Consider the following 12,379-nt stretch of genomic DNA (forward strand, 5'->3'; position numbering starts at 1 on the left):
GTCAGTGATATAGTAGCGATGATCTAGTAATGACTATGGCTTAATAGCGATTTTTAATACCCCATCGCGCTGATGCATAAATAAATCATATGCCTCGACAATGTCGTCTAAAGCATAGGTATGAGTGACCATTTCTGATAAATCGACACGGCCCGTTTCAATGACATTCATTAAACGGCGCATACGCTCTTTACCACCAGGGCATAGCGCCGTGCGAATCGTATGGTCACCAAGACCAGAAGCAAAATATGCCATGGGAATGGTTAAATCTTCAGAATAAACGCCAAGACTAGATAGAGTGCCCCCCGGCTTTAATACCTTAAGTGCCTGCTCAAAAGTAGTTTTTAGACCCAACGCTTCGATACTGCTATCAACACCGCGCCCGCCTGTAAGTTTTAATACCTCGTCAACCACATCGACTTCATTAAAGTTAAGAGTAATATCTGCGCCCATTTTTTTTGCCATCGCTAAACGCTGATTGTTCCCGTCAATGGCGATAATGGTCGAGGCACCTTTGAGCCTTGCTCCCGCAGTAGCACATAAGCCAATTGGACCTTGCGCGAATACCGCAACGATATCGCCAATGTTAATATTGGCATTTTCAGCGCCTTTGAATCCTGTAGACATAATGTCGGGACACATGAGCACTTGTTCATCTGTCAGACCATCAGGAACGGGCGCAAGGTTAGCCTGAGCATCGGGTACTAGAACGTATTCTGCTTGCGTGCCATCAATGATGTTACCAAAGCGCCAACCGCCTGTGGCTTTGTAGCCTCCATCTTGTGAGGGGAAACCGTCTTGACAAGCATACGAGCTAAAGCTGGGACAAATTGCACCAGCGATAACGCGTTGTCCTTCTTGGTAGCCTTGTACCGCTGAGCCTAGTTTTTCAATAATGCCTACTGGCTCATGACCTATCGTTAATCCTTTGGCAACAGGGTATTCCCCTTTATAAATATGAATATCCGTGCCACAAATAGTGGTTGTGGTAATTTTTAGTAAAGCATCATTCGGTCCTACATCCGGAATTCTTTTCTCTACAATCTCAATTTTACCCGGCTCAATAAATATCAGTGATTTCATCATGTTCATGGCACAATCCTTATATGATCAGCATTAACTTAAATCGCATTAGATATTAATCGTAGGTTTTGATGCCCTACTCATTGAGTGTATGACATAAGAATAGCAATTCAAAGTAAAACCACACTTATTTTAGGGGTTTTATATTAATCTAATGTATGTTCTGATATTCCCGACTGTCTAATTGCAAATGATAAGTGGCTGGTAAAATACTGGACTTGGAATCATGCCTTAAAGTCAAAATGCTTTGAGTGCGCGTACCATAGGTTTGCATTGTCGTCTCAATATTAGGTAAAGCTATCGGATCAATATAAATAGAAGACAGTGCTTGTTCAATGGCAATGTCCACTCCTGTTTTGGGTAACTCATTTATTGGCGCTTTGGTAGTGTCTGACAAAGCTATAAAGGCGGCGTCTTGCCAATACTCAAAAGCACTATTTTCGCTTATTAATGGCAGGACTTCTTGGCGCAAACGGCTGCGCAGTCGTTCAGTTTTAAACCAACAGTCTTCTGGCTGACCATTAGAAAATACATGCAACCCTGCATAAAGTGGCGTTGGCGCATGACCGCGATTATTAACAATGACCGCTTGCTGAGCATCGCCAATAATGAGATTAAATCCGGCATAGTCTTGCAAACTAATTTGGCGGGCAAACTCCATCGGGCTTAAATGAGTGGTTAAAAAGTCAGTCACTAACTTACCACGTGAGCACTCATTATCAGCTGCCTGTACGCCATCACGGAAATTTAACACCGCTGCCCAGCGCCCATTTTGATAATGGCGTTGCTGCTGTTCTTGATGAATACCCAGCCAAGTACCACCGCTTTGGCTATCGCGACCAGCAAAAATTGGCTTATCCGCCCATTGATGCAGAGGTTCAGTCAGACGTTGCAAAAACTCATCGCGGTTAGACAATAGTATTAACGGCAACTCATCAAACAATTGCCAAGCTATAGCAACAATACACATGATATTCCTTAATTTTTTAGACTTGTCAAAATTCCAATCTAGGATTTTAACACTAATTTATCTGTCTTTATTCTAGCGTTATTTTTGATTTCTTATCACTCAGACTTTATATAAGCCACTACTCAAAATTGCTTGTGACACACAACTGCATCCATAACGAGTGTATGCCTAAGGGTTGATTTTTGCTATCATGAGCAGCATTCTATAACCACTTTTATGATGCCTTTATGATGATTCATCCCCAGTTTGATCCCGTAGCGTTAGCGCTTGGACCTGTCGAGGTACATTGGTACGGCTTGATGTATTTATTAGCTTTTGCTGCAGCTTATGGTTTGGCGTGGTATCGCAGCACCCAGCGCGAAACATGGTCGACGGATATGGTCTCCGATTTGATATTTTATGGGGCACTTGGGGTTATCTTAGGTGGTCGCATCGGTTATGTACTGTTTTATCAATTTGGCGAATTGCTGCAAAATCCAGCTTATCTGCTTAGAGTTTGGGAAGGCGGCATGTCCTTTCACGGCGGATTTATTGGCGTGATGCTGGGTATGTGGCTTTTTGCGCGTAAGTATAAAAAGTCAGCGTTTGAAGTCTTTGATTTTGTGGTGCCTGTAGTGCCAACCGGTTTATTATTTGGTCGTATCGGCAACTATATTAATGGTGAGCTGTGGGGTCGAGTATCAGATGGTGGCTATAATTGGCTGACCTACTTTCCGCAAGCTGCTGGCTTTGATATGCAGCAACTGCAAGCCAATCCTGCGCTGCAAGAACTGATGCTAGAAGTCAACGGACAATATTTATTGCCACGTCACCCCTCCCAGCTGTACGAAGCTTTTGCTGAAGGCTTATTATTATTTATCTTCTTATGGTGGTATTCATCAAAGCCTCGCCCACGTATGGCGGCAACCGCTATTTTCTTATTAGGTTATGGTATAAGCCGATTTATCATTGAGTTTTTCCGCCAGCCAGACGTTGATCAAGGTTTTATCCTTTTAGGATGGATGACCAAAGGGCAATTGTTATCGGCACCGATGATTATCCTTGGTTTTATATTACTGGTTTATGCTTATAAGCGCGGTATTTACGATTGGGGCAAACAAGGCGCTTATTAAGCAAATGCAGTTTTATCCCGCATAACCCTCATATGAAAGAGCAGTTTTATGATTACGAGCAAAAATGAGCAAGCCTATTTGGATTTGCTGCAATATGTTATGAATAACGGCACTGAAAAAGGTGACCGTACTGGTACGGGAACGATTAGCCATTTTGGCGCGCAGTTACGCTTTGATCTCGCCGATGGTTTTCCATTATTAACCACCAAAAAAGTGCATTTTAAATCTATTGTGTACGAATTATTGTGGTTTTTAACGGGTAGTACCCATGTTGAGTATCTACAGCAGCATAACGTGCGTATTTGGAATGAATGGGCAACCGCAGCACAAACGGCACGCTTTAATCGTACTGAAGGCGATTTAGGTCCGATTTATGGGCATCAATGGCGGAATTATGGTGCTAGTAAAAAAGCCGATGGTAGCTATGCAGCTGATGGTGTTGACCAAATAACGGACGTCATTCATCAAATCAAAACCAATCCCAATTCACGACGCTTGATTGTATCAGGCTGGAATCCTTGCGAAGCGGAACAAGTTGCTTTGCCGCCTTGCCATACGCTGTTTCAGTTTTTTGTGGCAGACAACAAGCTCTCTTGCCAGCTGTATCAACGCTCAGCCGATTTATTTTTAGGTGTACCGTTTAACATTGCCAGCTATGCATTATTAACGCAAATGGTAGCGCAAGTATGCGACTTGGAAGTTGGTGAGTTTATTTGGACGGGCGGAGATTGCCATATTTATCAAAACCACCGTGAGCAAGTTAATTTACAATTAACCCGTACGCTATTTCAACCGCCAACGTTGACATTAAACCCTGATATTAAAGATATCTTTGCCTTTGAATATGAAGATATCAGCGTAGATGGTTACGAATCGCACCCCGCTATTAAAGCACCAGTAGCAGTCTAATAACGTGTTTATAATTTAAGAGCTATTTTAAGAAAAAGGTAACACCATGAGTATCAACAGCATCGAAGTGGCGCAAATTGCCGCCATTAGCCGTAATCGCTGTATCGGCAAAGGCAATGATTTACCATGGCATATCCCGACTGATTTACAGCATTTTAAGCAACTGACCACCCAAAATAGTGATGATACTATTAAAGGTATTGTCATCATGGGACGCAAAACTTTTGAGTCAATGGGCTCTAAACCTTTACCAAAGCGCATTAGTTTTATTATTACTACCCAGCTGGATTATGCGCAACAACAAGGGCTGATAGAAAAAAAGAATGCGCAAGTGGTGCATGATTTAGACGCTGCCCTACAACAAGCAGCAGAGTTGGCGGCAGAATTTCAGTTAAAAACCATTTGGGTGATTGGTGGTGAACGTGTGTTTAGCGAGGCGCTCAGCGTTACTGACCGCATCGAGCTGACGCATGTGGATACGGATATTAATGAGGGCGATGCGTTTTATCCTGAGTTGCCAAACGAATTTACAGTAGCAGAAGAATCTGAGCAAATGCATGATGAAAAAAGTGACTTGGATTTTAAATTTGTGACTTATCAAAGACAAAGCCGCTAATCTGTTATGAATAGCGGCATGTCTGGCATCAATAATAAAAACATCCTTTCCTGCCCTACTCTTTATTCATGTAACACTTTATAAATCGTATTTGCCAACACCTTACCAATCCCCGGTACGCCTGCCAATTCTTGCTGGGAGGCGCCAAGTAACTGCTGCATACCGCCAAAATGATTGAGTATGTCGCGGCGGCGCTTTTCTCCAAGTCCCGGAATCACCTCTAATACCGATGACGAGCGGCGCTTATCGCGCTTTTTACGATGCGCAGTGATAGCAAATCGGTGCGCTTCATCGCGAATATGCATCAGTAAATGTAACGCTTTACTATCCATCGGTAAATCAAGCGGCTCATGATCTAAAAAGTGTAATACTTCAAGTCCAGCTTTCCGACCCTCGCCTTTTGCAACACCAATTAGTAACGTATCGCTGAGAATACCTAATTCTACCAGCACCTCTTTTGCCATACTCAGCTGACCTTTTCCGCCATCAATCAATAATAAATCCGGTAGCGGCTGTTTTTTATAACGTCGCGTGAGTACCTGTTTCATCGCCGCATAATCATCGCCACCGACAATGTCATGAATCGCGTATTGACGATAATCGCGTCGACGCGAACCGCCTTGGTCGAACACCACACAGCTACCAATGGTCGCCTCACCCATAGTATGAGAAATATCAAAGCATTCGATACGGTCAATGGGACGCTCAGAAACAGTTGCTAATACATCTTTCAATGCCCCAAAACGTGCATGCAGCTCTAAATAATCACCCAATTTAGTTTTAAGAGCGTTCGTTGCATTGAGCGTTGCTAAATCAAGCCATTCCGCTCGATGTTCACGTACGCTGGTTTTAATAGTCACTTTACTACCGAAATGGGTAGCCAATGCCTCGCTAATCGCCACTTTGTCAGGTAGTTCGTGACTTAGGATAATTTCAGCAGGCAAATCATCGGTAACTTGAAAGTAAAAGGAAGTGATAAAAGCGGATAAATTATCGGCAATTGGCTCGCTGCTATCAACATCAGGAAAGTAATTTTTACCGCCCAAAACCCGCCCACCGCGAACCGTCAGGAAATTCACTGCGGTCATACCCGCTTGGCTGGCAATAGATATCACATCCGCTTCACCCTCTACCGTATACACCGCTTGCTTGGCTTGCACTTCACGTAACATAGACAGCTGATCGCGATAAAATACGGCTTTTTCAAAATCCAACTCTTCCGCTGCGCCTTCCATTTTGGTAATCAGCGTACTATGAATATCACTGGAATCACCCTTCAAAAAGCGAATGGTATTATTCACATCTTCTGCGTAATCTTCTGGCGTTACCAAACCGACGCACGGCGCACGGCAGCGCTTGATTTGATATTCCAAGCATGGGCGTTGACGCTGTTTGAAAAAGGTATTGGTACATTGGCGCATTTGAAACATTTTTTGCATGAGCACCAAAGTTTCTTTTGCCGCATGAGCAGAGGGAAAAGGTCCAAAGAAGCGACCCTTTTGATGATTGCCTTTACCGCGCCCATACGCCAAACGTGGATAAGGTTTATCCGCTGAGATAAAGACATATAGATAAGATTTATCATCACGCAGCAACACGTTATAAGGCGGACGATGTTCTTTAATGAGATTTTGCTCAAGCAATAAGGCTTCAGTTTCACTACGGGTAATGATGGTTTCAATATTATGAATACGCGCTACCAGCGCCCGTGTTTTTGGATGGTCAATGGTCTTAGCAAAGTAACTATTGACACGGCTTTTCAGTGACTTTGCCTTACCAACATAGAGAATATCACCATTTTTACCGAGCATTTTATAGACACCGGGCAAATTAGGTAGGCGTTGGATTAAATGCTTTAGACGCGCTTTTTTGTCCTCTGGCGAGACAGGGGGCGCAGCAGAAATAGCAGTGGACTCAGTGACCATGGCAGGCGGTACTCACAAAAGACTAGGTTATGGCTAGTTATGGGGCGATTTTAACCAAATTACAAGCACAAAAAAAGCCAGCACAAGGCTGACTTTTTATTTTCATTATTGAGGCTAATAGCTGTTTATTAATGACGGAAATTCGGTAGCAAGGCTGGAATCCCCGGCAACATTCCGACTACAGCCATAACGCCAGTTAACACGATAAACATGGTTGCCGGAATAATCCAGCGGCTCATTTTTGATAAGCTGGCACTGCGCTCTTTAGAGCCAATCAGCCCTAAATTATCAAGCAGCAAAGTGATTGACCAGCCAAATGCTGGATTTACCAGTGCCGAGGCAAAAACAACAATAGCGGCAGACTGGGTCGTTTTACCTTCACGCGTCATCTCCATACCAGCTTCCAATAGCGGAATAAAAACCCCGACAATCAGCGCCACACACATGACCGGTTCCCAAATCGCTAAATCCATCGGATAACCCCACAGACCGGCAATCACACAAAACACAGCCGTTAATACAGCCCCTGCTGGAATTGGACGCTTAGCAATCGCCGCAGGCACGATATAAGTGCCCCAAGATGAGGCAAAGTTAGCACCGCCCAATACTGAACCAGCAACTTGACGAAATGAGGCGCTGACCATCGTATCATCAATATCCATTAGTACCTTTTCCGTACGTTTCGGATAGCTGATTTTTTGAAAAACCTGATGCCCTAAAAAGTCAGGCGACCACATAGCAACTGCCAAAATAGCAAACGGCAACACCACAATAAAGCTCTCAATAGTTGGTAATCCCAACATCCAGCCCGTATTCTCGCCCCACCAATACATTGGACTCATATGCGGTAAACCGGGCGCAGTCTTAAAAGCAAATGGCGCGCCTAACGCAAATGCAACGCCGCCGCCAAGCAAACAGCTAAGTGGTACAGCAAGCCATCGTTTGTTAAAATTTTCGAGTAGCGCATAAAGTAAAATGGTCAGTAGAATCACTACAAAGGCAATGTGCGACATACCAATGCCTTCCGCCCACGCAAATAAGTTCTTAACTTGGGATGTGGTGCCGATAAACCCCAAATACAGCAGCAAACCACCACATACACCCTTACTGGTTAGATTCGCCAGTAAGCTCCCGCCTTTACTAATAGCCAGCAACAAACCAAACGCACCAATCAGCAAGCCAAATGCCATCGGGTGACCGCCTGCTGCAACCACAATCGGAATCAGCGGAATTAATGGACCATGCGTGCCTGCTAAATTGGCAGTCGGCAATAAAAACCCTGAAAACAGGATAATAAAGAACGACACAATCAATAGCTCATAACGGACATTCTCTAATACAAACGCCTCTCCTAAGCCAAGTGGTCCTGCAAACGTCGCAGCAATGGCCCCCACCATCACCACCTTACCAATAGTTGCCGCCATCGCAGGAATACTGTCTTCATATTCAAAACGATAATCGCGAAAGGGCAGATTGGCACGCCAGCGTTTTGGCTGCATAATTTGCAATTCATGGTTAAGATAAGCATCACGGCTATTAAAACTCGCACTGGGTTGATGCAATTCGGCGTAACTGCCCAGCAGTTGATGCGCGTCAGATGACTGCTCTGGCGTTAGTGTCATCCCTGAGTTGGCTTTTGGAGTAGTACTCATCCCATCTCCCTATGTCGATTGAGGTATCCATTATTTTTGCGCAACATGAATTCTAGATAAATATAAAAGAACCCGCTAAACCTCACAAATATCTCATTATTGTATGCTAAGCATTTTTTGATTGCGAGTTTTTTACTTAAAAAGATACCTTTTGTATCAATATCTAATACTTTAACAAGCAAACACTGTCTTATTGTTGAATGACGCTAAAGGTAATATATTAAATCAATGTCATTAATAGATATTTAGAAGTTAACCAATGGAGTAAACAACGAGTGGGCAAATGATATTTCTCTCAATTTAACCAATAATCAGACCTCGATAACGTTATAGACGAATATCGCTAATAACGCTTAGTAGCAATTCATTATGCAACTTATTGATAAAAATAGTGTAAAGTGCACCCTTTGTTGTCAAACATATGATAATTATTAATTCTCTAATACTTTTTAACAGGTTCATAACTACGCAAGCCAAATCGACATCTCGATTACGCTTGAAGTCTGGAACAGAACTATCTACAAGCAATTATAAAAATAGAAAAAGCAGATATTGCCTGTCGTATTCCCTAGAAAATAATCGGCATCGGCAATAAAAGACTAAAGGATAAGACATGAGTCTATTACCCAAAAATTTAGAAACACTAAGACGCAAAACAAAGAAAAGTATTATGCCGCTATTAACACCGCATCTACTTAAAATGCGTATTAACACTTATGCGCCGTATATTGGTGCGGGCATCAAAGTGGAACATATCGATTTAGACCAAGGTTTATGTGTGGTGAACATGGGACTAAATGCGCTGAATAAGAATATTGTAGGCACGCAGTTCGGAGGTAGCCTGTACTCAATGGTTGACCCTTTTTATATGCTAATTCTCATGCACCAGCTGGGCAGCACCTACGTCGTATGGGATAAAAGCTCACAGATTGAGTTTATTGCCCCAGGTCACAGTAAAGTCACTGCGCGTATGAAGGTTCCTAGTACTGAAATTTCTATGATCCAAGAGTTGGCAAAAGATGGTGATGCGGTATTCCGTGAGTACCGCACCGATATTGTAGACGAGCAACAAAAAGTTATTGCTACAGTGACCAAGACTATTTACATCCGCTTGCGTAAGCACAGTAATTCAAAAGATCAAACCAGCCGTATTGAAACACTAGAGTCATAACTTTTTTATATCAAGCTATACCTGTAAAAATTAAATCCACACATACAAAAACCCCAATCTGGCATTTGCACAGACTGGGGTTTTGTCTTTTTTGGTACGCCTACTTATTTATATGATAAACCTATGAATAAGGGCTTGTATCTACTATTGTCTTACCTTTAGTCAACTGTAAATCATACAGCTAACCAAAGGTGACAAACTTTTGCTTAAATACCTGGTGCAGTTTCGACTGCATCAGGAACGCGAGCAGCAGTTTTTGCCTTAACAACTTTAGGTGCACGCGGAGCAAGCTTCTCGCGGATACGTGCTGATTTACCAGAACGCTCACGTAAGTAGTATAGTTTCGCACGGCGAACAGCGCCACGGCGTTTCACTTCAATGCTTTCAATGATAGGTGAATGCAATTGGAATGCACGCTCAACACCAACACCGCTTGAAATTTTACGTACGGTAAACGCAGAGTTTAAACCACGGTTACGCTTAGCAATAACAACGCCTTCAAAAGCCTGTAAACGCTCACGTTCGCCTTCACGTACTTTTACTTGAACGACGACCGTGTCGCCAGGGCCAAAGCTTGGACGTTCAATAATTTGAGCGTTTTCAATGACTTGAACCAATGGATGCTTGTTGCTCATGAGAGTTATCTCCTCACATTAGATAATAGAGGCTATGCGCATATCACCTGTTTGTAATAAGTAATCATATCTTTTTTTCATAAGATACAACATAAATGGGGGTAGCAAACGGCCATAATGTGATGACCTGTTTTACAGTACTTAAAATTTTACTGATTAACTGTTTATTAGCCACGCTATTTTTTAGCGGCTTTCGCTAAAGCTTTTAGCCATTTAGCTTGCTGCACCGATGGCGTAAACGCTTGCCATAAATCAGGACGCCGCGTTTGCGTACGTTCGACTTGCTGAGCAAAGCGCCACTGAGCAATATTAGCATGATGACCAGATAGCAAAACCTCAGGCACTGCCATACCAGCAAACTCATGCGGCTTGGTATAATGTGGACAGTCAAGCAAGCCATCGACGAACGAGTCTTGCTCAGCTGACTTATCATCACCCATAATATCAGGCAGACGACGTATCACACTATCCATAAGCACCATCGCTGGCAGCTCGCCACCGGTCAGTACATAATCACCCAATGACACTTCCATATCGACATACTGTGACAATAGGCGCTCATCAATGCCCTCGTAACGACCACATAATATAATCATGCCATCATACTCAGCCATGCTGACCGCACTAGACTCACTCAACGCCTGCCCTTGCGGTGACATATAAATCACCGGACAATGCGCTTTGTCCATACGGCAACCGTGTTGACTTGCCCGCAAGCGCGCATCCTCAATAGCTTTGGACAATGGCTCAGCCATCATCACCATGCCAGGACCGCCACCATAAGGGCGCTCATCAATACGGCGATAATTGTCAGTGGTATAATCGCGCGGATTGAGGCATTCAATCGTGACTTGCTCCTGAGAGACTGCGCGCCCCGTGATACCAAACTCACGAATCGTTGCAAACATTTCAGGAAAAATACTAATCACGGCAAAATACATCTGAATCCCACATCAAGGCAACTTGACTATTACGCTTTAACGAACCGATATTAATAAACCTAAATAAATAGCTTGTATTAATAATCACTTTGCCAAGCAACAACGACCGTTTTTGCTGCCATATCGACGGTGAGCACGGTTTGCTTATGCCAAGGTATCAACCGCTCTTCATTATCTAAACTGTTCGCGGTTGCTGCCACACGCATGATGTCATGAGCGCCAGTTTCAAACATCTCGGTGATGTCACCCAGATATTCGTCTTGCTCATTTTTCACCTGCATGCCAACCAAATCCGACCAATAATATTCGTCTTCATTGGGTTCTGGCAACACATCTTTTGCAACCCAAATGGTCACACCGTTCATGGTTTCAGCGACATTACGGTCAGGAACTTGTTCAAACTGAGCCACAAGTCCTGTGCCTTGCTCGCGCCATGCTTTGACTGTTAATGGTTTTAGACCAGTCGCCGTTTTCATCCACCACTGTTTAATAGCAAAGATATCCGCATGCTCATCGGTATCGCTAAACACCCAAAGCCAGCCTTTGATGCCATAAGGCTTCTTAAGCTGAGCGATTTTCATAAGGGTATTGGCGTCTGGAACAGATGACATAACGGCTAACCTGAGATAAACAGTGGTAAATAATAAAGGACTGTTAAAAACCTAACAATCAACGTATAGCAATAAACAGTTAATGGCGTACACCGGTTAGACCAGCTACGCTATGTATACTAAAGCCAACTGATGGACGCAATAAATACGTTATCAGTATGATGCCAGTTAAACTTAAGCAGTTGCTTCAGTTTGAGCAGCAGACTTGTTGTAAGCTTTTGCTAATGAAGCTACGCGATCTGAAGGTTGTGCACCTTTAGCGATCCACGCATTGTACGCTTCCATATTTAGGCGTACTGCTTCTTCTGACTCTTTAGCGAGCGGATTAAAAAAGCCGATGTTTTCAATGTAGCGGCCATCACGCGCGCGGCGTTGGTCAGCAACAACTACTTGATAAAATGGGCGTTTCTTGGCACCGCCCCGTGCTAAACGAATAACAACCATGTGAATTCTCTCTTTCGCAGGTATACCAAAAAGGGCATAATTATATCATAGTTTTAATTTATTGAAAATATAAAGATTGTTTATTTAATTATTTTATAACAACGGCTTAAAGACGTTTACTGGCTTAAAAGATGAGTGATTATCGCTGAGTTTTAGCGCTACAGTTCTCCTTAGTTATATCAAAATCCATATTAAATCTCATATTGATATCATGTCTGTTTTAACACTTTTTAACACTGAATGACACACTGTATTAGCATGGCACATTAGCAATGATTGCACTATACTTTGCCTGATAGCTGTCCATTTA

General features: G+C 43.1%; 12 protein-coding genes. 4 read left to right on the top strand and 8 right to left on the bottom strand.

The genetic code is table 11. The annotated features are described in order from the left end of the window. Positions 1-33 precede the first annotated feature (33 nt). Together AAEY78_RS09505 and AAEY78_RS09510 are read right to left on the bottom strand one after the other, a co-directional pair. Positions 34-1,092: an NAD(P)-dependent alcohol dehydrogenase gene (locus AAEY78_RS09505; protein ID WP_352339106.1), complete on the bottom strand. Its 1,059-nt coding sequence runs from the start codon at positions 1,090-1,092 to the stop codon at positions 34-36. Positions 1,093-1,234: 142 nt separating this feature from the next. Then, positions 1,235-2,053: an NRDE family protein gene (locus AAEY78_RS09510; protein ID WP_352339107.1), complete on the bottom strand. Its 819-nt coding sequence runs from the start codon at positions 2,051-2,053 to the stop codon at positions 1,235-1,237. Positions 2,054-2,280: 227 nt separating this feature from the next. On the opposite strand from AAEY78_RS09510, the gene lgt reads away from it, so the two are divergent. Genes lgt through AAEY78_RS09525 form a run of 3 tightly spaced genes read left to right on the top strand, consistent with a single transcriptional unit; the run spans position 2,281 to position 4,690 of the window. Further along, complete coding sequence (gene lgt / locus AAEY78_RS09515) at positions 2,281-3,165, top strand: prolipoprotein diacylglyceryl transferase (RefSeq protein WP_352339108.1); 885 nt, start codon at positions 2,281-2,283, stop codon at positions 3,163-3,165. 48 nt (positions 3,166-3,213) lie between these two features. Further along, positions 3,214-4,074, top strand: a complete 861-nt coding sequence (locus tag AAEY78_RS09520; RefSeq protein ID WP_352339109.1) for a thymidylate synthase — start codon at positions 3,214-3,216, stop codon at positions 4,072-4,074. 46 nt (positions 4,075-4,120) lie between these two features. Continuing rightward, positions 4,121-4,690: a dihydrofolate reductase gene (locus AAEY78_RS09525; RefSeq protein ID WP_352339110.1), complete on the top strand. Its 570-nt coding sequence runs from the start codon at positions 4,121-4,123 to the stop codon at positions 4,688-4,690. A gap of 62 nt (positions 4,691-4,752) precedes the next feature. Here the strand turns inward: AAEY78_RS09525 and uvrC are convergent, their stop codons facing one another. Beyond that, a complete protein-coding gene (uvrC, locus tag AAEY78_RS09530; RefSeq protein WP_352339111.1) occupies positions 4,753-6,615 on the bottom strand; it encodes an excinuclease ABC subunit UvrC in 1,863 nt (620 codons plus the stop codon). 128 nt (positions 6,616-6,743) lie between these two features. Then, positions 6,744-8,237 carry a DUF3360 family protein gene (locus tag AAEY78_RS09535; RefSeq protein ID WP_352339147.1) on the bottom strand — a complete coding sequence of 498 codons (1,494 nt, stop codon included), beginning with the start codon at positions 8,235-8,237 and terminating at the stop codon, positions 6,744-6,746. Between the two features lie 643 nt (positions 8,238-8,880). On the opposite strand from AAEY78_RS09535, the gene AAEY78_RS09540 reads away from it, so the two are divergent. Next, complete coding sequence (locus AAEY78_RS09540) at positions 8,881-9,438, top strand: DUF4442 domain-containing protein (RefSeq protein ID WP_352339112.1); 558 nt, start codon at positions 8,881-8,883, stop codon at positions 9,436-9,438. A gap of 206 nt (positions 9,439-9,644) precedes the next feature. On the opposite strand, the gene rplS is transcribed toward AAEY78_RS09540, so the two are convergent. From rplS to rpsP, 4 genes are all read right to left on the bottom strand, one after another. After that, the gene (gene rplS / locus AAEY78_RS09545) at positions 9,645-10,073 is read right to left on the bottom strand and encodes a 50S ribosomal protein L19 (RefSeq protein WP_352339113.1); all 429 of its coding nucleotides are present in this window, start codon (positions 10,071-10,073) and stop codon (positions 9,645-9,647) included. 176 nt (positions 10,074-10,249) lie between these two features. Beyond that, positions 10,250-11,014 (bottom strand): tRNA (guanosine(37)-N1)-methyltransferase TrmD, encoded by a 765-nt coding sequence (trmD, locus tag AAEY78_RS09550; protein WP_352339114.1) that lies wholly within the window; start codon positions 11,012-11,014, stop codon positions 10,250-10,252. Between the two features lie 77 nt (positions 11,015-11,091). Then, positions 11,092-11,625 carry a ribosome maturation factor RimM gene (gene rimM, locus AAEY78_RS09555; RefSeq protein ID WP_352339115.1) on the bottom strand — a complete coding sequence of 178 codons (534 nt, stop codon included), beginning with the start codon at positions 11,623-11,625 and terminating at the stop codon, positions 11,092-11,094. A 174-nt stretch (positions 11,626-11,799) separates the two neighbouring features. Next, positions 11,800-12,069 (bottom strand): 30S ribosomal protein S16, encoded by a 270-nt coding sequence (gene rpsP, locus AAEY78_RS09560; protein ID WP_021812802.1) that lies wholly within the window; start codon positions 12,067-12,069, stop codon positions 11,800-11,802. Between the last annotated feature and the right edge of the window lie 310 nt (positions 12,070-12,379).

The sequence above is a fragment of the Psychrobacter sp. 16-MNA-CIBAN-0192 genome (assembly GCF_040309565.1).
GTDB lineage: Bacteria > Pseudomonadota > Gammaproteobacteria > Pseudomonadales > Moraxellaceae > Psychrobacter.